The organism is Streptomyces sp. NPDC087215 (assembly GCF_044744885.1).
Classification (GTDB): domain Bacteria; phylum Actinomycetota; class Actinomycetes; order Streptomycetales; family Streptomycetaceae; genus Streptomyces.
Genome location: NZ_JBIUZD010000001.1, coordinates 59,134 through 81,997 on the forward strand (window position 1 = coordinate 59,134; position 22,864 = coordinate 81,997).

The window sequence follows — 22,864 nt, forward strand, 5'->3', positions numbered from 1 at the left end:
GGCGGGCGGGGGTGGTGGGGGCCGGGTGCCCAGTGGGGGCCAGGTGCCCGGTGGGGTCTGCGGGGTCTGCGGGACCAGAGTGCCTGGTGGGACCAGAGCGCCTGGTGAGGGCAGCGTTCCCGGTGAGGGCAGCGTTCCCGGTCAGACCCGTCGAGTCGGTGAGATCTGTGAGACCGGCGGGGTCGGTGTGAGTGGTGGCGCCCCGGGGGGTGGTGGAGTCCTCGGGGGTGGTGGGGCCGTTCACAGCATCAGCTCCGATCGGCGGCGCGGGTTGAGCCGGTCGCGCCACACTCCGGCGAGTCCGGCGATGGCGAGGGTCGGCACGATGAGCAGCAGGCCGGGGAAGAGGGTGGGCCAGCCGTACCCGGCGAGGAGCGAGGAGCGCGCGTTCTGCACCAGGTTGCCGAGGCTGGCCTGGTGGCTCGGCAGTCCGAGGCCGAGGAAGGACAGCGCGGACTCGTGCCACATGGCGTGCGGGACCATCAGGACGGCGGCGAGCCCCGCCTGCGGCAGCACGGCGGGCAGCAGGTGCCGGACGGCGACCCGCCACCGTCCGGCGCCGCCGGAGACCGCCGCGTCCACGAACGGCCGGGTGCGCAGGGAGAGCACCTCGGAGCGCACGATGCGGGCGGTGGAGAGCCAGTGGGTGACGGCGACGGAGGCGATCACGGGCCAGACCCCGGGCCGGAAGAGGGCGACCACGAAGATGCCGAGGAGCAGGTGCGGCACGGACGAGAAGGCGTCGACGAGCCGCATCAGACAGCGGTCGGTCCAGCCGCCGAGCGCCCCGGCGGCGGCTCCGACGGCCGTGCCGACGACGGTCGCGACGAGGGCCGCGACCAGTCCGACGAGCAGGGAGATCCGCAGGCCGTAGACACAGCGCAGGAGGAGGTCGCGCCCGAGGTCGTCGGTGCCGAAGGGGTGCTCCCAGGACGGCGGGAGGAGCTTGCGGGAGAGGTCGACGGCCTGTTCGTCGAGCTGGACCAGCGGGGGGACCAGCAGGACGGCGAGGAGGACGGCGCCGACGACGACGGCGGAGCTCCACAGTCGCAGGCGGTGGGTGCGCTGGTCAGCCATCGAAGCCCACCCTCGGGTCCGCGAGTCCGTACAGGAGGTCGGAGAGCAGGTTCCCGGCGAGGACGGCGGCGGTGGCGAGCACGGTGAGCGCGGCGAGCAGCGGGAAGTCGACGGAGGTCGCCGCCTGGACGGTGGCGGCGGCGATCCCGGGCCAGCTGAAGACGGTCTCCACGAGGAGGGCTCCGGTGATGAGTTCGGGGACGCGGGAGCCGACGAGGGTGAGCATGGGCAGCATCCCGGAGCGCAGCGCGTGGCCGGTGAGGACGGTGCGTTCGCTCAGGCCCCTGGCGCGGGCGCCGCGCACGGGGTCCTCGTCGAGGGCGTCGCCGACGCCCTGGCGCACGTACAGGAAGAACCAGGGCAGCTGCGAGACGCCGAGGACGAGCGCGGGCAGCACCAGGTGCCGGGCGACCTGGTCGAAGGTGACGGTGTCGCTGGCGGTGTCGGTGAGGCCGCCGGCGGGCAGCACGCCCAGTCGCAGGGCGAAGAACCAGATGGCGAGGAGGCCCAGCCAGAAGGCGGGGGCCGCTTCCAGGGTGTACGCGACGGAGCTGACGGTCCGGTCGACCGGACCGCCCCTGCGGCGTCCGGCGAGGACCCCGAGGAAGGTGCCGAGCGCGATGGCGACGAGGAAGGCGGTGACGGCGAGGAGGACGGACCAGCCGAGCCGTTCGCCGACGACCTCGGCGACCGGGCGGCGCATCACGGAGGAGTCGCCGAGGTCGCCGGTGAGGGCGGAGGTGAGCCATTCCCACCAGCGGGTGAGGAGGGGCCGGTCCACGCCGAGGTTGGCGCGGAGCTGGTCGAGGTTCTCCTGCGAGGCGGTGAGGCCCGCGGTTCCCGCGTACGCCTTGACGGGGTCGAAGGGGGACGCCTCGGCGACGGCGAACACCGCGAGGGTGACGCCGAGGAGGACGGGGACGGCGGCCAGGGCGCGCCGTCCCGTCATCCGGGCCATGGCCCCCCAGGGGAGGCGGCGGTTCACTTCGCGGTCGTCCCGGTGTTCTTCGGCTTCCAGTTCTCGATGTTCCACCAGGGGCCGGAGGCGAGACCGTGGTCGTGGGGCTCGGTCTGGGTGCTGAGTCCGTCCCAGGCGTCGTTCACGACGTAGAGGTGGTCGATGTGGGTGAGGAAGGTGTAGCCGGGGTTCTTGACCAGTTCGCGCTGGATCGTGTCGTACGCGGCGCGGCGCAGGGCGGGGTCGTCGGTGCGGCGGCCGTCCTCCAGTGCGCGGTCGACGGTCCCGTCGGCGTACCAGGCCATGTTGTTGAAGCCGTCCCCGGCGAGGCTGGACTTCAGCAGGAGGTACTGGTCGAAGTCGGGGTCGCCGGGGGAGCCGCCGCCCGCGAGGACGGCGTCGGTCTTCATCCGGGGCTCGATGACCTCCCAGGTGCCGGCCTGGGCGGTGATGTCGATGCCCGCCTTCTTGGCGTCGGAGGCGTAGGCGAGGGCGTGGTCCTGGCGGAGCTTGTCGCCGGAGAGGTACCAGAGCGGGAAGGCCGCGCGGACGCCGTCCTTGACGCGGACGCCGTCGGGGCCGGGCTTCCAGCCCGCCTCGTCGAGGATCTTCTGCGCCCCGGCGAGGTCGTGGCGGCGTTCGGTGCCCTTGGCGAACCAGGGGCTGTCGGTGGGGACGGGCCCGTAGGCGGGCTTCCCGGCTCCTTCGAGGATCTTGTCGACCATGGTCCGGCGGTCCACGGCGAGGTCGAGGGCGCGCCGGACGGCGGTGTCGCCGGTGACCCGGTGGTGGGTGGGGAGGGTGACCGTGCGGTAGTCGTAGGTCTTCGCGGTCCAGGTCTTCCTGGCCTTGTCGTCCTTGAACCCGGCGGCGAGGTTGGGCGGCAGGATGGCGCCGTCGAGGTCCCCGGCGCGCAGCCGGGTGGCGCGGACGTCGTCGTCCTTGATGATCGCCATGGTGAACTTCTTCACCGCGGGCGCGCCGTTCCAGTACGTCGGGTTGGCCTTGAAGGTGAGCTTCTCGCCCTTGGACCAGCCGGTGAGGACGTACGGGCCGGTGCCGATCGGCTTGCTGGAGAAGGCTCCGGTGTTGACGTCCTGCTTCGCGGCGACGTGCTCGGGCGCGATGGCCTGGACGGTGCGCTGCGCGAAGGGCGCGTAGGGGTACTTGAGCCGGAAGACGACGGTGCCGTCACCGACCGCGTCGACGCTCTTGAGGGCGTCGAGTTCGGTGCGGGAGGCGTTGTTCGTCTTCGGGTCGAGGATCGTCCGGTAGGTGTAGACGACGTCCTTCGCGGTGAAGGGGACGCCGTCGCTGAAGGTGACCCCCTTGCGGAGGGTGTACGTGTACGTGAGGCCGTCGTCGCTGATCCGGGGCAGCGCGGTGGCGAGCGCCGGGGTGAGCTTCATTCCGGCGTCGAGGGCGAGGAGCCCGTCGAAGATCTTGGAGTTGCCGTCCTTGCCGTAGCCGAGGAGCGGGCTGAGGCTCTCGGGCTCGTAGGCGATGCCGACGACCGCGGAATCCTTGGGTCCGGTGGCGCCTCCGGCGGCGCCGGGGTTCGAGCAGGCCGCCACGGTGAGTGCGACGGCCGCCGCGGGTATCGCGGTGGCGGCACGCCGGAAGGATCGGGCGGTCATCGTGGCCACACCTCTTCTTGGAGATCGACAGTTGTTGCGAGCAGCTTGCAATTAAACAGTATGTAAGGAAAAGGGGACACGGAGGCCCCTTACGTACGGAGGTTCCGGCCACTCGCGGGACTCCGCGCCGTGTACCGCCGGTGGGCCCGTCCTCGACTCCGAAGGCTCCGGGCCCTGGGGCTCCGGGCCCTGGGGCTCCGGGCCCTGGGGCTCCGGGCTCCGGGGCTCCGGGCTCCCTGTGGTCCCGCCCCGCGTACTTGCGCGGGTTCCCCCCGCCGTTCCGTACGATGATCCGTCCGCCGACGCACCGGGAGCCCCCCTCGTGAACCGTCCCACCGCCCTGTACCGCGCCACCGCCCGGACGCAGCTCGCCGCCCTGCGCCGCCGCGCGGTGACCGCGCGGGAACTCCTCGACCAGGTCCTGGCCCATCACGCCGAGGTGAACCCCGGCGTCAACGCCCTGGTGACCCTCGACGCCGAGGGGGCGCGCGCCGCCGCCGACCGGGCCGACCGGCACCTGGCGGACACCGGCCGCACCCTGGGGCGGCTGCACGGGCTGCCGATGACGGTCAAGGACTCCCTGGAGACCGCCGGGCTGCGGACCACGTGCGGCAGCCCGGACCTGGCGGAGCACGTACCGGAGCGGGACGCGGACTCCGTGGCGCTGCTGCGGGCGGCCGGGGCGGTCGTCCTCGGCAAGTCGAACGTCCCGCCGATGTGCCAGGACCTCCAGACCTCCAACGAGCTCGTCGGGACGACGGTCAACCCCCACTCCCCCGCCCACACGGCGGGCGGCTCCTCGGGCGGCGCGGCGGCGGCCGTCGCCATCGGCGTCAGCGCCCTGGAGGTCGGCTCCGACCTCGCCGGATCGCTCCGGCTCCCGGCCGCGTACTGCGGTGTGCTGGCGCTGCGCACCTCGCGGGGCGCGGCGCCGGTCGTCCCGGTCCGGGGGCACGTCCCGCGCCCGCCGGGCTGGCTCACCGGTTCGGACATGCTCACTCTCGGGCCGGTCGCCCGGGACGCCGACGACCTCGCCCTGCTGCTCGGCGTGCTCGCCGCGCCCGCGCCCGCCGACCGGGCCGCGTGGCGCGTCGACCTGCCGGGGCCGACCAGGACGACGCTGCGCGGGCAGCGCGTCGGGGTGTGGGCCGACGACGCGTACTGCCGGGTGGACGCGGCGACCCGGGACCTCCTGGAACGCGTGGTCCACGCGGTGCGCGGGGCGGGTGCCGAGGTGGACGGGACGTCCCGGCCGGTCGGCTTCGCCGCGAGCGACGCCCTGTTCCGGCGTCTGATGTTCGCGGCCTCGGCCGCGTCCGCTCCGGACGACGTGTTCGCGGCGGAGGTCGAGGCCGCCGCCTCGGTTCCCGACGGCTCCCCCGCCGCCGCCTATCTGAGGTCGCGCACCGTGCGGCACCGTGACTGGGCGCGCGCCGACGAGGAGCGGCACGGCCTCCGGGCCGTGTGGGAGGCGTACTTCGAGACGCATGACCTGCTGATCACCCCGGCCGCGCCGACCGCCGCCGTGCCGGACCAGACGTCCGTCGCCGCGCAGGACCGGCACATCACCGTGGACGGGGTGCGGCGCGGTTACTACGAGCAGACGAGCTGGCTGAATCTCGCCTCGTTGGTGGGCCTGCCGTCCCTGGTGCTGCCGACCGGACGGACCGCCGAGGGGCTGCCGCTGGCCGTCCAGATCATCGGCCCGTACCTCGCCGACCGCGAGGTCGTGGCCGCCGCGAAGGCGCTCGCCCGAATCGTTCCACCCGCGCCCCGGGCCCCCGCGCTGCTCGGGTGAGGGCCCGGCCCTCGGCGGGCGCCGGACCACCGGCTTCCCCGGCGCCCGCCGTGGCGGGCGGGACGTGGGGCACGGCGGCCGTACGGCGGTGGGGCGTCCGCCACGAGTGCCTAGCCGCGGAAGACCGTTCGGCGTCGAGGGCCGTACGGCGACGGGTCACTCCGGCGGTGTCAGGTTCATCAGGGTGGCGACGGTGTCCTGGTGGCGGCCCGGTGAACCCAGGGCGATGGATGCCGACTTGGCTCTCTTGAGGGCCAGATGGGCGGGGTGTTCCCAGGTCATGCCGATCCCGCCGTGCAGTTGTACGCACTCCTCGGCGGCCCGTACCGCCGTCTTCGAGCAGTACGCCTGCGCCACCGCCACCAGGAGCGGGGCGTCCGGGTGTCCGCCCGCGAGGGCGTCGGCGGCGGCGCGGGCCGCCGCGCGGGCCCCGACGAGGTCCAGCCAGAGCTGGGCCATGCGGTGCTTGAGCGCCTGGAAGGAGCCGACCGGCCGGTTGAACTGATGGCGCTCGCGGGTGTGGCGGACGGTCTCGGCCAGGCACCGCTCGGCGAGCCCGAGCTGTTCGGAAGCGAGGAGTCCGGCCCCGGCCAGGAGTCCGCGCCGGACGGCGGCGCGGCCCGCGTCGGCCCCGGCCAGCCGGATGCCGCCGTCCCCCGGGGTCACCACGGCGAGCGGACGCGTGAGGTCCAGCGGGACCTGCGGCTCGATCCCGGCCTCCCCCGCCGGTACGGCGTACAGGCCGTCGGCGCGCGGCACCAGGAACACCTCGGCGGCGACCGCGTCGGCGACCCCGGCGACCGAGGGTGCGGGCACCGGGTCCTGGCCCGGCGCCGTCCCCAGCGGAACGGCGAGGACCGCGACCGTGCGGCCGGACGCGAGGTCCGCGAGCAGTCCGGTGACGGCCTCCCCCTCCGTCACCAGCGCGAGCAGGGTCTCGGTGGCCACCACCGCGCTGGTCAGGTACGGCAGCGGGGTCACCGCGCGGCCCAGTTCCTCCAGGACGACGGCGGCCTCGCGGTGGCTCGCGCCCTGGCCGCCGAGCCGCTCGGGGACCAGCAGGCCCGCCGCGCCGATGCCGGTGGCGAGGGCCTTCCACAGACCGGGGACGTACGGGCTCCCCGTCCCGGTCCGCCCCAGGACCTCCCGGTGACCGGCCTTGTCCGTGAGCAGGGCGCGGACCGCCGCCCGCAGCTCCTCCTCGGTCTCGGAGTGCAGGAGGTCCAGCGGCTGCTCGTCCGGTTCCGTCCGTCCGGTCATCGGGCGAGGTCCTTCCACGGGACGTCCTTGTCGGTGCGGGGCTCCGGGGGCAGGCCGAGGACCCGCTCGGCGACGATGTTGAGCAGCACCTCGCTGGTGCCGCCCTCGATGGAGTTGCCCTTGGAGCGCAGATAGCGGTAGCCCGCGTCGCGGCCGGTGAAGTCGACGAGTTCGGGGCGGCGCATCTCCCACTCCCCGTACAGCAGCCCCTCGTCGCCGAGGAGTTCGACCTCCAGGCCGCTGATCTCCTGGTTGAGGCGGGCGAAGGAGAGTTTCGCCGCGCTGCCCTCCGGGCCGGGCCTGCCCTCGACGAGCTGCTGGCGGAGGCGTTCGGCGGCGAGCCGGGCCACCTCGGCGTCGACCCAGAGTCCGAGGAGGCGCCGGTGCAGGTCGTGGGTGCGCAGTTCGGGGCGGGCGCGCCAGGTGGCGGCGGCCTTTCCGATCATGCCGCCCTCGCGCGGGAGGGCGGCGCCGCCGATGGAGACCCGCTCGTTCATGAGGGTGGTCCCGGCCACTCGCCAGCCGTCGCCCTCCGCGCCGAGGCGGTGGGTGTCGGGGATGCGGACGCCGGTGAGGAAGACCTCGTTGAACTCGGCCTCGCCGGTGATCTGGCGCAGCGGCCGGACCTCGACGCCGGGGTCGGTCATGTCGAGGACGAAGTAGGTGATGCCCCGGTGCTTGGGCGCGTCCGGGTCGGTGCGGGCGATCAGGATGGCCCAGCGGGCGAGGTGGGCGCTGGAGGTCCACACCTTCTGGCCGTTCACCACCCAGTGGTCGCCGTCGCGGACGGCCCGGGTGGCGAGGGCGGCGAGGTCGGAGCCCGCGCCGGGCTCGCTGAAGAGCTGGCACCACACCTCCTCGCCCACCCAGAGCGGCCGGAGGAAGCGTTTTCTGGTCTCGTCGGTGCCGTGGGCGAGGAGGGTGGGGGCGGCCATGCCGAGTCCGATGCCGATCCTGCGCGGGTCGTTGTCGGGGGCGTCCGCCGCCGCCAGTTCGGCGTCGACGACGTGCTGGAGCGCACGGGGCGCGTCGAGTCCGCCGAGGCCCACGGGGTAGTGGACCCAGGCGAGTCCGGCGTCGAAGCGGGCGCGCAGGAAGTCGGTGCGGTCGGTTCCGGCGGGCGGGTGCGCGGCCAGGAAGTCCCTTGTCCGGGTGCGGAGTTCTTCGGCGCCGGTCATGTGCGGGCTCCGTCCGGGAGGACGACGAGACGGCCGGTGGTGGTGCCGTCGGCGACGCGCTGGACGGCGTCGGCCGCCCCGGCGAAGGGGACGCGTTCGGCGACGAGCGGTCGGATCAGGCCCTCGGCCGCGTAGGCGGTGAGGGTCTCGTGGCAGCGGGCGACCGATGCGGGGTCCTTCACCGCGTACAGGCCCCAGTGGAGTCCGAGGATCGCGTAGTTCTTGACCAGGGCGTGGTCGAGGGTGGGCGCGGGGACGGTGCCGCCGGCGAATCCGACGACCACGATCCGGCCCTCGAAGGCGACGCACTTCGCGGACTGCCGGTGGGCCTCGCCGCCGACCGGGTCGTAGATCACGTCGGCGCCGCGTCCGCCGGTGGCGGCCTTGACGGCGGCGACGACGTCCTCGGCGCGGCGGTCGATCACGGCGTCGCAGCCGAGGGCGCGGGCGACGGCCGCCTTCCCGGGGCCGCCGACGACCCCGATGACGGTGGCCCCGGCGGCCTTGCCCAGTTGGACGGCGGCACTGCCGACCCCTCCGGCCGCCGCGTGGACGAGGAGGGTCTCGCCGGGCTGGAGGGCGGCGCGGCGGTGCAGGCCGAACCAGCCGGTCTGGTAGCCGATGTGGAGGGCGGCGGCCTCGGCGTCGTCCAGTGCCTCGGGGGCGGGGAGGAGTCCGGCGGCGTCGGCGAGGACGTGGTCGGCGAAGCCGCCGTGCGGGAGGGCCGCGGTGGTGACGACCCGGCGTCCGTCGTCGGTCTCGGCGCAGACCTCCACGCCGGGGGTGAAGGGCAGTGGGGGCCGCACCTGGTAGTGGCCCCGGCAGAGCAGCGCGTCGGGGAAGTTGACGTTGGCGGCGCGGACCTTCAGGAGGACCTGGCCCTCGCCGGGCGTGGGCGGGTCGACCTCCTCGCGGCGCATCACCGCGCGGGGTTCCCCGTTCTCGTACACACGCCATGCCCGCATCCGGGAGCCTCCTCCGTACCGCCGATCGGTCGAGGGCATACTAAGCGGTCGCTTGCCTCTGGGGGAACGGCTCGGCCGGACTTCTTCGGACGGGCCGGATCGCACCCCCGGCTGCGCCGGGTACCCGCTCCGGCCGGGCATCGGCGGTTGTCCCCGCGCAGCTCCCGCCCACCTCAGGGGCGCTTCACCCATCCCGTAGGGGGCACGCCCCCGATCCCGTACGGGCGCTCTCCCCGTCCCGTACGGGTACCCGCCCACCCCCTACGGGCCCACTCGCCCCGTGCGGGACCCGTGCGGGACCCGTGCGGGACCCGTGCGGGACCCGTGCGGGACCCGTGCGGGACCCGTCACCCCGACTTCTTCGGGCGGGCCCGCACGTGCATCCGCTCGCCCTGGGGGCCGAAGAGGCTCAGGAACTCCACCGGCCCCTCGTCCGTCGGGCCGAACCAGTGCGGCACCCGGGTGTCGAACTCCGCCGCCTCGCCCGCGCCGAGGATCACGTCGTGGTCGCCGAGGACGAGCCGGAGCCTGCCGGAGAGCACGTACAGCCACTCGTAGCCCTCGTGGACCCGGGGGTCCGGCTCCCCCTGCGCCACCTCCTGGATCACCTTGTACGCCTGGAGGCCGCCGGGCTGCCGGGTGAGCGGGAACATCGTGCGGCCGTGGCGCACGATCGGCTTGGCCCGGACCCTCGGGTCGCCGGTGGCGGGCGCGCCGACCAGTTCGTCCAGCGGGACCTGATGGGCGCGGGCGAGCGGCAGGAGCAGTTCGAGGCTGGGCCTGCGCTGCCCGGACTCCAGCCGGGAGAGGGTGCTCACGGAGATCCCGGTGGCGGCGGACAGTTCGGCGAGGGTGACCCCCCGGTCGCGGCGGACCCGGCGGAGGCGGGGGCCGACCTCCTGGAGGACGGAGTCGATGCGGTCGTCTTCGGTCATGCCTCCCAGTCTTGCAGAAACGGCAAGATTGCTTGCCGGTACCGCCGCCCCGGGGCACGCTCGCCCCATGAACGCACACCTTGACGGCACACACGGAACCCGCACGCGCGGAGACGAAGCACCCGGACCCACCACGTACGCGTTCGACGCCGTGGTGGTCGGCGGCGGGGCCGCCGGGCTCAGCGCCGCCCTGGTCCTGGGCCGGTCGCTGCGCCGGACCCTGGTCGTCGACGCGGGCCGCCCGCGCAACGCCCCCGCCGCCCACATGCAGGGCGTCCTCGGCCGGGACGGCATGAGCCCCGGGGAGTACCTGGCGGCCGGACGCGCCGAGGTCGCCGGATACGGGGTCGAGGTCAGGGACGGCGAGGTGACGGGCGCGGCGCCCGACGGGGACGGCGGCTTCCTCGTCACCCTGGCGGACGGCGGCCCGGTCCGCGCCCGACGGCTGATCGTCACCACCGGGCTCGTCGACGAACTGCCCGCCGTCGAAGGGCTCGCCGCCCGGTGGGGACGTGATGTGCTGCACTGCCCTTACTGCCACGGCTGGGAGGTCCGCGACGGGGCCTTCGGGGTGATCGCCCACCCGGAGATGCCCGCGCACCAGGCGCTGATGGTGGCGCACTGGTCGAAGGACGTCACCCTCTTCACCCACACCGCGCGGGAGCTGTCCGGGCACGAGGAGGCGCTGCTCGGCGCGGCGGGCGTCCGGATCGAGCGGGGCGAGGTGGCGGGGCTCGCGGTGGCGGACGACCGGCTGACCGGGGTCCGGCTCGCGGACGGCCGGACCGTGGACCGTACGGTGGTCTTCGCCGCCGCCACCCGGCTCGCGCCCCGGGACGGGCTGCTGCGGCAGCTCGGCGCGGAGCTGCGCGCCACCCCTCTCGGCGAGTTCGTCGCGGTGGACGAGACGGGCCGGACGAGCGTGCCCGGAGTCTGGGCGGCCGGGAACGTCACCGGGCCGCAGGAGCAGGTGGTCAACGCGGTCAGCCGGGGGTACCGGGCGGGCGTGGCGCTCAACAACGAGCTGGTCCTCGGTGGCCTGGAGGAGGCGGTGGCCGGTCGGCCGGTCGGATGAACCCGCGCCGCCGGGCCGTCGGCCACGCCCTTCGGCGGCCGGGGATCGGTGAGGGTGGCCGGACACACACGACACGGACCCGGGGCACGGGCCGGGACCTCGGCACACGGACCCGGACCGTGGACCGCGCGACACCCGGTACGGCACACGGGCCACGGCTCCCGGCCGGGGAGTCCGGGCCGCGCCCCGGGCCACGGAAGGACGGGACACACCCATGCTCGGTACGCGGTTCACCACGGGCTCGCCCACCTGGATCGACCTCGGCACCCCCGACACGGCGGCTGCCGCCGCCTTCTACGGGGCCGTCCTCGGCTGGGAGTTCCGCTCCGCGGGGCCCGGGAGCGGGGGCTACGGCTTCTTCCAGCAGGACGGCAGGACCGTCGCCGCGCTCGGTCCGCTCACCGAGGAGGGCGCGGAGAGCGCCTGGACGGTGTACTTCGGCACGCCGGACGCCGACGCGACGCAGCGGGCCGCCGAGTCGGCGGGCGGCGAGGTGCGCCTGCCCGCCTCCGACGTCATGGAGGCGGGCCGGATGGCCGCCCTCACCGACCCCGCCGGAGCGCGGTTCGCGGTCTGGCAGCCGGGCACCACCCTGGGGCTCGACCGGACCTCGGAGACGAACACCCTGGTCTGGGTGGAGCTGCACACCGGGGACCCGGAGGCGGCGCTCGGCTTCTACCGGACCCTGTTCGGCTGGCGGTGGGCGGAGATGGCCGTCCCCGGCATGACGTACCGGGTGGTCTCCACGGCCGAGGGCGATCAGCAGGACGCCTCCTTCGGCGGGGTCGCCGAACTCCGGGACGCGGCCGAACCCGCCCGCTGGGTACCGTACTTCGCGGTCGAGGACGCCGACGCGTCGGCGCGGTCGGTCCAGGGCAACGGGGGTTCGGTCGTGATGCCCGCGGCGGACGTACCGGACGTCGGCCGCATCGCCTGGCTGGCCGATCCGTCCGGCGCGACGTTCGCGGTCCTCAAGCCCGTGCCGATGGACTGAGCCGAACGGGTGGGCCGGGGGTCCCGGCTCCCCGGCGGCGGCCGGTCCGTCAGCGGCTGAAGAGCTCGAAGGTGACCGCGGGCCGGCCGCCGAAGCGGTCGGCGGCGCGGGCCGTCGTGGCCGTGAGGAACGACCGGACGTACTCCTCCGGGTCCTCGTCCGTGAGGGCCTCGATGTAGGTGCGGTGGCAGAGCAGCGAGCGGACGGCGCGCTCCAGGCCCGGGGTCGCGTCGACGGCGTGGGTGGGACGGTTCGACCCGGCGACGGCGACCCACCGGACCCCGTCCCAGGGGGCCGGGCCCCGGTCGGCGAGCTCGGGGAAGATCCAGCGGTTGCCCGCGTCGGCCGCCGCGTCGAGCACGGCGCGGCCCACGGCGCGGTGGTCCGGGGTGTTCCAGGGGGCGCCGGGGCCCTCGCCCCAGGTGTCCCGGTGGTTGAGGGTGACCACGAGGTCGGGGCGGTGGCGGCGGATCGCCGCCGCGATGTCCCGGCGCAGTGCGGGCCCGTACTCGATCACCCCGTCGCGGTGGTCGAGGAACTCGACCGTGTCCACGCCGACGGCGGCGGCGCTCGCCCGCTGCTCGCGTTCCCGCAGGGGGCCGCAGACGTCCGGGGCGAGCGTGTCGATCCCTGCTTCCCCCCGGGTGGCGAGGACGTACCCGACCTCCTTCCCCGCGTCCGTCCAGGCGGCGACGGCGGCCGAGCAGCCGTACTCCAGGTCGTCGGGATGGGCGACGACGGCGAGCGCGCGGCGCCAGTCGCCGGGCAGCTCCGCGAGGTCGGCGACCCCGGTGTCCTCGGTTGCGGTCATGACCGCAGGATACGAGCCGCCTCCGAGACCGTCGCCCGGAACCCTCCGGAGAGGATCACCGACCGGGAGACGTTCCTGGGCCGGTCGGGGTTGAGCCCCCGGCGGGCCGCGAGGGCCACCACGAGCCGCTGGGCGCGTACGAGCGCGGCGACCGGTCGATCGCGTCGGCGGCGAACAGGGCGCCGGTGGACTCCACTTCGTCGCGCGGTCCGGAGGGGGCGGTGCCGAGGCAGCAGACGAGGCCGGACCGGTCGCTGACGCTGACGGGCCCGTGCCGGTACCCCATCGCCGCGTACGACTCCGTCCGGACGCGGGCCACTTCGCGGAGTTCGAGGGCGGCCCCGTCGGCGAGGCCGACGGTCCGGCCGGTGCCGAGGAAGGTGAACCGGCCGCGCCGTTCCCAGGCGGCGGGCAGCCGTTCGTACGGGACGAGTCCGGCGACGGCGACGGAGGGCCCGAGGTCCGGTCCCGGTCCGGCGCGCAGGAGGGGGAGGGCGGTGGTCGGGCACCGGGTCCGGACGACGGGGCGTTCGTCGGCGAAGCCGGGGTCGACGGCCCGGTCGGCGGTCCGTCCGGCCGGGCTGTCCGGTGTGCCGGTGAGGACGAGGGTCGGGACGGTGCCCGCCGCGCGGGCGAGGAGGTCGCCGACCTCCGTGCGGACGCGCCCGCGGACCTCGCCCCCCGGGGGGGGCGCGCCGAGCCGCGTCCCCGGGAGGCCGTGTCAGAGTTCGTCGCGGGAGAGGGCGAGCAGCCGGTCCAGGACACGGGGGCCGCCCGCCCGCAGACCGTCGTGCTCGAACTCGTCCGTCACCCAGGTGCGCAGACCGCGTACGGCGCGGGCGGTCTCCAGGGAGTGGGCGGTGTCCACGTACATGTCGTCGTGGTAGACGGCCGCGGCGACCGGGACCTCGTTGGCGGCGAGCCGCTCGGGGTCGTACAGCGGGGCCCAGTCGGCGCGGGCGGCGAGCAGTTCGGCCGTCTCGCGCAGCGGGGCCAGGGCGGGGTCGGTGGTGAAGTGCCAGGGATGGACGCTCTCGCCGGTGAAGAACGGCGTCCGCCCCTCGGCGAGCGCGGCGCGGGCGTCGAACTCGGGGTGCTCGGCACGGACGCGTTCGGCGGCCCAGTCGGTGGGCCCCTGCCCCTGGGCGTAGATGGCCTCGTGCAGCACCGCGTAGAGGGGGTGGCCCGCGAACGACAACTGCGCCTGGATCTGTTCCAGGAAGGCGTCGGCGAGCCGGGGGCCGCCGGAGGTGGGGACGAACGCGCCTTCGAGGAGCAGATGGAGCTGGTGGGTGCCTTCGCCGGAGCCGAGGAGGATGCCGAGGGACTGGAAGGCCTCGGGGGTGAGGGTTCCGCCGCCGGGGAGGGTCACCTCGCGCTCCAGGAGGTGGGCGAGGATCGCGCGGGTCCGTTCGGCGTCCTGGGGGTAGCGGGTGAAGTGGGCCTCGTTCTTGCGCAGGATCCGGGGGGCCGCGGCGCGGTAGACCTCGTCGGCGGTGGCGTGCAGGGAGGGCAGGCCGCCGGTGACGACGACCCGTTCCAGGCCCTCGGGGGCGGTGGAGAGGTAGTGGGTGGCGCAGAAGCCGCCGAAGCTCTGGCCGAGGACGGTCCAGGGGGCGCCGCCGGTGAGCCTGCGGCGGATCAGTTCGCAGTCCCGCACGATCGAGTCGGCGCGGAAGTGCGCGAGGTAGGCGGCCTGTTCGGCCGGGGTGCCGCGCAGCGGCAGGGTCTGCCGGTTGGCGGGGGTGGAGCGGCCGGTGCCGCGCTGGTCGAGCAGGAGGACGCGGAACTCCTTGACGGCCCGGCCGAGCCAGGCCTGCGGGCCGATGAAGCGGCGGGCGCCGAAGCCGGGGCCGCCCTCCAGGTAGACCAGCCAGGGGAGGCCCTCGCGGTCCGCTCCGGCGTGTCCGCTCGCGACGACCTCGCGGCCGAAGACCTCGATCCGCTCCCCGTCGGGACGGGCGTGGTCGAGGGGGACGGGGAAACGGTGGTCGGTGAGGACGAGTCCCGGCTGTCGGTAGGTGGTCACGCTGTCCATGCTCCTCTTCGGTACGCCCCCGCGAGGACAGTTGATCACACCGCGGGGGCGTACCGGGCCCGGACCGGACGGCCGGGTCGACGGTCCGGACTGCGGTCCCGCACTGCGGTCCGGGGCCGGGGCGTACCGGCCGGAGGACGGGGAGGCCGGTCGGCGGCCGGGACGCCCGTCAGCGGGCAGGCACCCCGGCCGGGTGGGCGGGCGGGCCGGTCAGGAGGTGGGGAAGTCGTCCGCCGTCCTGATCCGGTCGCGGATCCAGGCCCCGGCGGGCTTCAGGGAGCCGGTGCCGGTCCAGGGGCCGCCCCGGTCGCAGGTGCCGGTCTTGAAGACCGCTCCGGTGCGGTGGTCGTCGGAGAAGTTCCAGTTGACCCAGCTGATCTTCTTGGCGGCCATGAGGTCCAGGTACTTCTGCGACATGGTGAAGTCGTCGCTGCCCTCGCCCGCGTAGTTCTGGGTGCCGAACTCGGTGACGAAGACCGGCAGCTTGTCGGCGGCGCGGGAGAGGGTCTGCAGGTACTCGTCCCGGTGCGAGTACGCGTAGAAGTGGAAGGTGTACATGATGTTGGTGGCGTTCACCGGCTTGGACACGACCTCCGACTCGGTCGCCCCCTCCGAGACGCCGAACGAGGACCACGCGCGCGTGCCGACGAGGACCGGCGTGTGGGGGTCCTTGGCCCGGATCACCGGGATGAGCTGCTCGGCGTAGCTCTTGATCTTGGACCAGGAGACCCCGCTGGGCTCGTTGGCGATCTCGTACAGCAGGTTGGTCTTGTTCTTGTGCCGGTTGGCGATCTCCGTGAAGAAGGTCTTCGCACGGGAGAGGTTGTGGTTCGGGTCGCCCGGGTCGAGCATGTGCCAGTCGACGATCACGTACATGCCACGCGCGGTGGCCTGCTCGATGAGCGAGTGGGCGAGGTCGGTGTACTTGCGCGGGTCGGTCTCGTAGCCGTCCTCCTGGACGTACGTGGAGACGCGCAGGACGTCGGCCTTCCAGTCGCCGGCGAGGGCGTCCAGGGAGCCGCCGGTCAGACACTGGCTGTACCACTGGGTGCCGTGCGAGGACATCCCGCGCAGCTGGATCGGCTTGCTGTACTGGTTGCAGAGCTTGGTGCCGCAGACCTTGAGCCGCCCGTTGATCGAGGCGGGGGTGGCGGCGCGGGCGGGGGCCGGGGCGGCCTGCGGGACGGCCTGCGGGGTGACCGGGGCGGGGGCGGCGTTCACGGCCGAGGGGGCGGCGGCGAGGCCGAGGAGCAGGGCGCCGAGCGCGGTGCCCGCGAGGCCGAGGCGACGGGCGGTGGGTCGTACGGTTCGTGCCGAAGTCATGGGGGTCTCCACGGAACGACGAACGAGGGATGTGGACCCGGAGCGGGTCCACTGGATTGGAAGGAAACCTTCCTAACGGATGGATAGCAGGGTTCTGGAGCGCCCCGCAAGAGTCAGAACAGGAGACGTGGTTCAGCGGGTTGACCCTCATGGGTGAGCGGAGGGGGCCTCGAGAAGGCCCTCGGCCCTCAGATAGGCGCGTGCCACGTCCTCCGGGAGACGCCGCCAGCCGTCCACCTGTTCGTTGAGACGCGCCAGGTCCGCCGTGGTCAGGACGGTGTTGAGGCGGGCGAGCGCGCGGGTGACCCCCGGCCCCCCGGCGCGGGCCCGGTTGACCACGGGGACCACATGGTCGGCGTTCTGGAGCCGTTTGTCGTCGGCGAGCAGCACGAGCCCGAACGTGTCGAGCGTGGCGTCGGTCGTGGTGGTCAGCACCATCTGGTCCTGCCCGTTCTGGACCGCCTGCTTGGCCGGAGTGGTGCCGACGCCCTTGGGGTCGACGGCGGTCACGTCGATCCCGTACACCTTCCGCAGCCCCGGGGCGCAGTACGGCCGGACCACGCACTCGTCGCCCGCCGCGAGCCGTACGGGCAGACCGCTGGCGCCCAGGTCGCTGAGGGTCTTCAGCCGGTGCTCGGCGGCGAAGGCGGCGGTCACCGCGAAGGCGTTCTGGTCGACCGCCCTGCCGGGGCCGAGCACGGTGAGGCCGCGCGGAGCGGCGAGCGCGCGGAGCGCGGTCATGGTGGTGGCCAGGTCCGGTGAGCCGACGGTCGGCGCGTCCGGCCCGTGGGTCTTGGCGTTCAGCCAGTCGGCGAAGGTCGCCGCGTACTCCGGCACGACGTCGATCTGGCCGCTTTCGAGCGCCGGTTCGTACAGCTCGCGGTTGGTGACGGAGAGGATCTTCGTACGGTGTCCGGCGTCCTGGAGCAGCAGGGCGTACAGCTGTGCGAGCACATCGCTCTCGGTGAATCCGGCCGAGCCCACGGTCAGCCGGTGGCTGTCCCCCGGCGGGGCCGTCACCGCGCCCCGGTTCTCCAGGGAGGGCCCGGTGCCACAGCCCGCGAGGACGAGCGCGAGGACCGCGCCGAGGGCGGGGCGAGGACGGCGGCGGCGCGGCCCGGGGAGCGTGCGCCGGTACGTCCCCCGGCGTGCGCGCCGGATCATGTGCCGCTCTCCCGCGCCCCGCCGGGGGCGAGCCGCTGGACGCCCTCGAACAGTCCCTCCACGAGCAGGGCGAGCACCGCGACGAGAACGGCGCCCGCGACGACCTGCGGGGTGGAGGCGAGGTTGAATCCGGCGGTGATGATCCGGCCGAGCCCGCCGCCACCCGCCAGGGCCGCGACGGTGGCGGTGGCGACCAGTTGCACGGCGGCGATCCGGACCCCGGTGAGGACCAGGGGCAGCGCGAGCGGCAGCTCGACCCGGGCGAGGGTCTGGGTGCCCGTCATGCCCATGCCCCGGGCGGCCCGCACGACGTCGGCGTCGACGCCCCGCATTCCCACGTACGCGTTGGTGAGCAGCGGCGGCACGGCGAACAGGACGAGGGCGATGATCGTCGGCCCGTCCCCGTACGCCCCGATCGGGCTGAGCAGGAGGAGGACGAGCACGGCGAAGGTGGGCACGGCGCGGCCGATGTTGGAGAGGTTCACGGCGAGCGCCCCGCCCTTGCCGAGGTGGCCGAGGACCAGGGCGACGGGCAGCGCGATCACGCAGCTGGCCACCAGGCAGACGCCGGTGAGGAAGAGGTGCTCGCCGAGCCGGTGCCAGACGCCGTTCTCGCCGGACCAGTGCGCGGAGGTGGTGAGCCAGGACCAGGTGTCGGCGAGGGTCGTCATCCGGTCCTCCCCCGCCGGTTCCACGGGGTGAGCAGCCGTTCGGCGCCGAGGAGCAGCAGATCGGCGGCGACGGCGATGAGGACGCAGAGGACCGAGGCGGTGAGGACCTGTGCCTTGAAGTAGGTGTTCATCCCGGACCAGATGAGGTTGCCGAGACCGCCGTGGCCGACGATCGCGCCGATGGTGACGAGCGAGACGGCGGAGACGGTGGCGATCCGGAGCCCGGCCATCGCGGCGGGCAGCGCGAGCGGCAGTTCGACGGCGAGCAGCAGCCGGAGCCGCCCGTACCCGAGGCCGAGCGCGGCCCGCCGGGTCTCCTCGGGCACGGCCCTGAGCCCGGCGAGGAGGTTGCGGACGAGGAGGGTGAGCGAGTACAGGACGAGCCCGGCGACGACCAGCGTGGCGGAGAGCCCGTAGACCGGCAGGAGCAGCGAGAACATCGCGAGGGCGGGGATCGTGTAGAGGAGGGTCGTGATCCCGAGGAGGGGTCCCGCGACCCGGTTCCAGCGGCGGGCCGCGAGCGCGAGGGGCACCGCGATCAGCAGCCCGAGCGCGACGGAGACGAAGGTCAGCCGTATGTGCTCGACGACGGCGTCGGCCAGGATCTCGCGCCGGGTGGAGAGATAGGCGCCGCAGATCCAGTCGTTGCGGGCGAGACAGTCGTCGGGCGGCGCGGTCACCTTCCCATTCGAGGCGGTACGGGTGGGGGGCGCGCGCGGAGGGGTCCGTTCGGGTGGGGGGCGGCGCGCCGGGCGGGCGCGGGGGCCTCCGGGCGAGCTGCCGGTGGGGAGCGGTGTCGGGCGGGACGGGTGCGGCCCCTCTGTGGCCGGGGTGTACGGGCGCGGGGCCGGGCGTCCCGGGGAAGGCGCGCCGGGGTGCTGTGGGCGGGGGCGGGCCCATGGTGGCCGACCGGCCCTGGACGGATCAGCGGCCCCGGGGCCGGGTCGGTCGGCGCGAGGCCGGGTCAGTCGTTCTGGAGGACCGCCAGGACGTTGCCCGCCGGGTCCTTGAACCAGGCGATGGCCGGGCCGCCGCCACCTCGTACGACGCCCTTCGCGTCGGCCTCGAACACGGGGTAGCGCTCCAGGGTCACCCCGCGCGCGATCAGTTCGTCGACGGCCCGGTCGATGTCGTCGACCTCGAAGTTCAGGACCGTGAAGGTGGCGGGGACGTGGTCGTCCTTGGGGTAGGCGAGGATCCGGGCCCCGCCCGCGAGGGTGAGGAAGAGCATCCGCGTCTCTCCCCCGCCCCGGACCTCCGCCGTCAGGCCGAGGGTGTCGCCGTAGAAGCGCCGGGCCGCGTCGAGGTCGTCGACCGAGAAGCCGCTGAACGCCGGGGTCGCGCCGAACATGACGTACTCCCTTCCGGGGGCCCGTCGTACGGCGCCCCCTTCCAGGATCGGCCCGGAACGCTCAGGGGGCGATCGGCAGCCGCCGCTTGTGCTCGGTCATCCGGTAGCGACGGACGATCGAATCGAACGCCTGCTCGGCGACCGGCTTCCCCTCCAGGAAGTCGTCGATGTCGTCGTACGTGACACCGAGCGCGTCCTCGTCGGGCTTGCCCGGGTCCAGCGTCTCCAGGTCGGCGGTGGGCACCTTCCACACCAGTTCGGTCGGGGCGCCCAGCTCGGCGGCGACCGCCCGGACGCGCCGCTTGGTCAGTCCGGTGAGCGGGACGACGTCGGCGGCGCCGTCGCCGAACTTGGTGAAGAAGCCGGAGACGGCCTCGGCCGCGTGGTCGGTGCCGACGACGAGCCCGCCACGGGCGCCGGCCACCGCGTACTGGGCGATCATCCGCTGCCGGGCCTTGATGTTGCCCTGCACGAAGTCCTGGTGGTGGGCGTCCCGGAAGGTCACGCCACCGGCCAGGCAGGCCGCCAGGGCGGCGTCGCTCGCCGCCTTCACGTCCACGGTGAGCACCTCGTCGGCGCGGATGAAGCCGAGGGCGTTCCGCGCGTCGCCCTCGTCCGCCTGGACGCCGTACGGCAGGCGCATCGCGGAGAAGGTGGCGTCGTGCCCGGCGGCACGGGCGCGCTCGACGGCGAGCTGGCAGAGCCGCCCGGCGGTCGTGGAGTCGACGCCGCCGCTGATCCCGAGGACGAGGGAGCGCAGCCCCGTGGAGGTGAGCCGCTCGGTGAGGAAGGCCACCCGGCGCTCGATCTCCGCCTTCGGGTCGAAGGTCTCGGACACCTGGAGGTCCCGGGCGATCTGCTGCTGGAGGGCGATGGACGCCGGGTCGGTCACGGGAGGTCTCCTCGTCGGGGCGGCCGGTCGGGGGCGGTCGGGCCCGTTCGGGCCCGGAGGACGACTCTACGCACCGGGACCACGGCTCGTCTCCCCGCCCCGGACCGCCCGCGCACGCCCCCGGGGGCCGGTTCCCGTCCTGGTCAGGGGCCCGGTGCCGGTTCCACGGCCTGGCCCGCCGCCCCGGCCCGGCACCGGGCGGCGCTCGCTCTTCCCCGCCGGGGCCGTCTTCAGGGGCTCAGGTGGGCCGGGGCCGCGCAGGGCGCGGTCGAGGCCGTCCTGCGGGGGGCCGGTGAGCGCGCGGCCGAAGATCTCCTCGTAGGCGGGCTCGCCGAGGGTCGCACGGGCGGTGCCGGTGTGCTTCTCGCGCAGCGCCCGCAGTCCCGGCAGGCCGCGCCGGGGCGGCGAGGAGTTCGGTGACGAGCCGGGCGCAGGCTCCGGTGAGGTGCTCGCAGGAGTCGAGGACGAGGAGCAGCGGGCGTCGGCGAGGCCGTGGCGGAGTCCGGCGGCGGTGCCGGTGGTGCGGTCGGCGAGGTCGACGGAGTCGGCGACCAGGGGGGCGAGGAGGCGGTCGCCGTCGAGCTGGCCGAGGTCGGTCCAGCAGGCGCCGTCGGGATGCCGTGCGGCGGCCCGGTGCGCGGGGCGAACCGGGTCTTCCCGACTCCCCCGGCACCGGTCACGGTGACCAGGCGGTGCTCCGCCAACGCGGCGGAGACGTCGTCCAGTTCCGTGCGACGTCCCACGAACCCGGGGCTCTCGTCCGGCAGATGTCCACGCACGGACGGAGTCTTCCTCATGTGGACGGCGGACGGCACCCGTCGGTCACGCGGCTTCGACCGTGACGAGCACGGAGTGCAGGCCCTGCGCCCCGTCGGGCATGGTGTCGGTCCGCTGTTCCGGCTGGATGGTGCCGGTCCCGTCGGTGGCGCGCACGGTGAGGGTGTGCTGTCCGGGTGTGGCCGCCCAGGGGAGGACCCATTGGCGCCAGGTGTCACGGCTGTCCTCGGCGGCGAGCCGGGCGTCCTGCCAGGGGCCGTCGTCGACGCGGACCTGGACCCGGCTGATGCCCCGGTGCTGGGCCCAGGCGACCCCGGCGACCGCGACGGTGCCCGCGCGGGGGCGTGCGAAGGGGCGCGGGGTGTCGATGCGGGACTCGGTCTTGACCGGTGCCCGCGCGGACCAGCCGCGCGGGACCCAGTAGGCGTCGTAGGCGGCGAAGGTGGTGAGTTCGACGGACTCGATCCACTTGCAGGCGGAGACGTAGCCGTAGAGCCCGGGGACGACCATGCGGACGGGGAAGCCGTGGGCGAAGGGGAGGGGTTCCCCGTTCATCCCGAAGGCGAGGAGCGCGTCACGGCCGTCCATGACGGTCTCGACGGGCGTGCCGATGGTCATGCCGTCGACGGAACGGGCGACGAGCTGATCGGCGGGCCCGCCCTCGGAGGGAGGCCGGACACCGGCCTCCCGGAGCAGGTCCGCGAGGGAGACGCCGAGCCAGCGGGCGTTGCCGACGTACGGGCCGCCGACCTCGTTGGAGACACAGGCGAGGGTGATGTCCCGTTCGACGGTCCGACGTTCCGTCAGTTCCCGGAGTGTGTAGGTGACTTCCCGGAGGACGCCGCTGCCGTGGACGCGGAGCCGCCAGGTGTCGGCGTCGACCCGGGGCACGACGAGGGCGGTGTCGACGCGGTAGAAGTCCCGGTTCGGGGTGAGGAAGGGGCTGATACCGGGGACGCGGAGCCGGGCCCCGGCGGGTACGGGCGGCGCGGGGGAAGCGGGCCGGGGCAGGCGCAGTGCTTCGCGGGAGGCGACGGCGTTCTCCTGTACGGGGCTGCCGATCGCGCGGGCGACCGCGGCGGCGCCGGTGGCGAGGAGCCCGGCCGAGGCGGCGACGAGGAGGAAGCCCCGGCGGTCGGCGCGGACGTCCGGGCCGGGTCCCGTGGCCCCGGTGCCGCCCTGGGCGGTGCCCGCCGCCCCGCCGGTGCCCTCCCGCCCGGGGCCCGCGCTCCCGCCGGTGCCGACCCGTTCGCGGGTGACGGCCGAGGCTCCCGCCGGGAGGCGGCCGGCCAGGGCGTACAGCAGGAGGGCTCCGGCGGCGGCGCCGACGAGCGAGGGGACGGCGTCGGTCAGGGACCGCGAGTCGGGGCGGGTGACGGCGGCGACCGCCCCGAGGACGCCGAAGGCACCGACCGCCGCCGGGCCGACGAGCCGGTGGCGCGGCGCGAGGAGCCCCACGGCGGCGGCGAGCACACCGAGGACGGCGAGGATGCCGAGTTGGAGGACGGTCTTGTCGTTCTCTCCGAAGGCACGGATCGCCCAGTCCTTGACGGTCGCCGGGGTCCGGTCGACCAGGGTGCCGCCCACGGCGATCACGGGACCGGCCTCGGGCCGCACCCAGAAGGAGGCGAGGTCCGCGACGGCGAGCGAGACGTACCCGGAGACGAGGCCGCCGACCGCCGCCAGGAGCCGGTCCGTGCGGGTGGGCTCGCGCCGGGGCTGTGAAAGGGTCATGCCTCTCCATTCGGCATCCGCGGCCTCACGGGCGGGCACTTTCACCCGGAAGACGGACGGAGCGCGGGGTGCCTCGGGGCGGCGCCCCGGCGACGGGGCCGCTCCCCGGATCCGGAGTCCCTGCCCCCGGCCCCTCTGACTCCCGGATCACGGGACCGCTGCCCCGAGTCCCGGCCCCGGCCCCCGGACCCTCCGGGTCCCGGGGCAGCGGTCCCGCGATCCGTGG

General features: G+C 74.7%; 20 protein-coding genes. 3 read left to right on the forward strand and 17 right to left on the reverse strand.

Annotated features, from left to right (window positions below):
- Window positions 1–240: 240 nt before the first annotated feature.
- The 3 genes from ACIO92_RS00225 to ACIO92_RS00235 are packed head-to-tail and all read right to left on the reverse strand — an operon-like array spanning window position 241 to window position 3,672.
- Window positions 241–1,077, reverse strand: a complete 837-nt coding sequence (locus tag ACIO92_RS00225; protein ID WP_401236011.1) for an ABC transporter permease — start codon at window positions 1,075–1,077, stop codon at window positions 241–243.
- Entirely contained in the window at window positions 1,070–2,062 is a 993-nt protein-coding gene (locus ACIO92_RS00230; protein ID WP_366440908.1) for an ABC transporter permease, read from the reverse strand. The genes ACIO92_RS00225 and ACIO92_RS00230 overlap by 8 nt, the downstream gene beginning before the upstream one ends.
- Window positions 2,059–3,672 carry an ABC transporter substrate-binding protein gene (locus ACIO92_RS00235; protein WP_402280676.1) on the reverse strand — a complete coding sequence of 538 codons (1,614 nt, stop codon included), beginning with the start codon at window positions 3,670–3,672 and terminating at the stop codon, window positions 2,059–2,061. Before ACIO92_RS00235 ends, ACIO92_RS00230 begins: the two co-directional genes overlap by 4 nt.
- Window positions 3,673–3,994: 322 nt before the next feature.
- Here ACIO92_RS00235 and ACIO92_RS00240 point away from each other — a divergent pair, with 322 nt between their 5' ends.
- Window positions 3,995–5,470: an amidase family protein gene (locus ACIO92_RS00240; protein WP_366440906.1), complete on the forward strand. Its 1,476-nt coding sequence runs from the start codon at window positions 3,995–3,997 to the stop codon at window positions 5,468–5,470.
- A gap of 156 nt (window positions 5,471–5,626) precedes the next feature.
- Here the strand turns inward: ACIO92_RS00240 and ACIO92_RS00245 are convergent, their stop codons facing one another.
- The 4 genes from ACIO92_RS00245 to ACIO92_RS00260 form a co-directional block, all read right to left on the reverse strand.
- Entirely contained in the window at window positions 5,627–6,730 is a 1,104-nt protein-coding gene (locus tag ACIO92_RS00245; protein WP_366440905.1) for an acyl-CoA dehydrogenase family protein, read from the reverse strand.
- On the reverse strand, window positions 6,727–7,908 hold the full coding sequence (locus tag ACIO92_RS00250) for an acyl-CoA dehydrogenase family protein (protein ID WP_366440904.1): 1,182 nt from the start codon (window positions 7,906–7,908) through the stop codon (window positions 6,727–6,729). Before ACIO92_RS00250 ends, ACIO92_RS00245 begins: the two co-directional genes overlap by 4 nt.
- On the reverse strand, window positions 7,905–8,873 hold the full coding sequence (locus ACIO92_RS00255) for an NADPH:quinone oxidoreductase family protein (RefSeq protein WP_401236018.1): 969 nt from the start codon (window positions 8,871–8,873) through the stop codon (window positions 7,905–7,907). Before ACIO92_RS00255 ends, ACIO92_RS00250 begins: the two co-directional genes overlap by 4 nt.
- A 347-nt stretch (window positions 8,874–9,220) precedes the next feature.
- Window positions 9,221–9,808, reverse strand: coding sequence for an XRE family transcriptional regulator (locus tag ACIO92_RS00260; protein ID WP_366440902.1), 588 nt, complete (start codon window positions 9,806–9,808; stop codon window positions 9,221–9,223).
- A 67-nt stretch (window positions 9,809–9,875) separates the two neighbouring features.
- On the opposite strand from ACIO92_RS00260, the gene ACIO92_RS00265 reads away from it, so the two are divergent.
- Window positions 9,876–10,883 (forward strand): NAD(P)/FAD-dependent oxidoreductase, encoded by a 1,008-nt coding sequence (locus tag ACIO92_RS00265; protein ID WP_366440901.1) that lies wholly within the window; start codon window positions 9,876–9,878, stop codon window positions 10,881–10,883.
- Between the two features lie 214 nt (window positions 10,884–11,097).
- The gene (locus ACIO92_RS00270; RefSeq protein ID WP_402280672.1) at window positions 11,098–11,877 is read left to right on the forward strand and encodes a VOC family protein; all 780 of its coding nucleotides are present in this window, start codon (window positions 11,098–11,100) and stop codon (window positions 11,875–11,877) included.
- 49 nt (window positions 11,878–11,926) lie between these two features.
- Here the strand turns inward: ACIO92_RS00270 and ACIO92_RS00275 are convergent, their stop codons facing one another.
- The 10 genes from ACIO92_RS00275 to ACIO92_RS00320 all read right to left on the reverse strand — a co-directional run bounded on the left by ACIO92_RS00275 (window position 11,927) and on the right by ACIO92_RS00320 (window position 22,638).
- Window positions 11,927–12,688, reverse strand: a complete 762-nt coding sequence (locus ACIO92_RS00275; protein ID WP_366440899.1) for a PIG-L deacetylase family protein — start codon at window positions 12,686–12,688, stop codon at window positions 11,927–11,929.
- Window positions 12,689–12,743: 55 nt separating this feature from the next.
- The gene (locus tag ACIO92_RS00280) at window positions 12,744–13,007 is read right to left on the reverse strand and encodes a hypothetical protein (RefSeq protein WP_402596670.1); all 264 of its coding nucleotides are present in this window, start codon (window positions 13,005–13,007) and stop codon (window positions 12,744–12,746) included.
- A gap of 402 nt (window positions 13,008–13,409) precedes the next feature.
- Complete coding sequence (locus ACIO92_RS00285) at window positions 13,410–14,717, reverse strand: alpha/beta fold hydrolase (RefSeq protein ID WP_402056388.1); 1,308 nt, start codon at window positions 14,715–14,717, stop codon at window positions 13,410–13,412.
- A gap of 219 nt (window positions 14,718–14,936) precedes the next feature.
- A complete protein-coding gene (locus ACIO92_RS00290) occupies window positions 14,937–16,049 on the reverse strand; it encodes a glycoside hydrolase family 5 protein (protein WP_366440897.1) in 1,113 nt (370 codons plus the stop codon).
- 147 nt (window positions 16,050–16,196) lie between these two features.
- Complete coding sequence (locus ACIO92_RS00295) at window positions 16,197–17,213, reverse strand: ABC transporter substrate-binding protein (RefSeq protein WP_402280669.1); 1,017 nt, start codon at window positions 17,211–17,213, stop codon at window positions 16,197–16,199.
- Window positions 17,210–17,884: an ABC transporter permease gene (locus tag ACIO92_RS00300; RefSeq protein WP_401236022.1), complete on the reverse strand. Its 675-nt coding sequence runs from the start codon at window positions 17,882–17,884 to the stop codon at window positions 17,210–17,212. Before ACIO92_RS00300 ends, ACIO92_RS00295 begins: the two co-directional genes overlap by 4 nt.
- On the reverse strand, window positions 17,881–18,564 hold the full coding sequence (locus ACIO92_RS00305) for an ABC transporter permease (protein WP_402055802.1): 684 nt from the start codon (window positions 18,562–18,564) through the stop codon (window positions 17,881–17,883). The genes ACIO92_RS00300 and ACIO92_RS00305 overlap by 4 nt, the downstream gene beginning before the upstream one ends.
- Before the next feature lie 284 nt (window positions 18,565–18,848).
- Window positions 18,849–19,235 (reverse strand): VOC family protein, encoded by a 387-nt coding sequence (locus tag ACIO92_RS00310; RefSeq protein WP_366440893.1) that lies wholly within the window; start codon window positions 19,233–19,235, stop codon window positions 18,849–18,851.
- A gap of 61 nt (window positions 19,236–19,296) precedes the next feature.
- A complete protein-coding gene (gene nadE / locus ACIO92_RS00315; RefSeq protein WP_402055805.1) occupies window positions 19,297–20,127 on the reverse strand; it encodes an ammonia-dependent NAD(+) synthetase in 831 nt (276 codons plus the stop codon).
- 822 nt (window positions 20,128–20,949) lie between these two features.
- The gene (locus ACIO92_RS00320) at window positions 20,950–22,638 is read right to left on the reverse strand and encodes a molybdopterin-dependent oxidoreductase (protein WP_402055811.1); all 1,689 of its coding nucleotides are present in this window, start codon (window positions 22,636–22,638) and stop codon (window positions 20,950–20,952) included.
- Window positions 22,639–22,864: the final 226 nt, after the last annotated feature.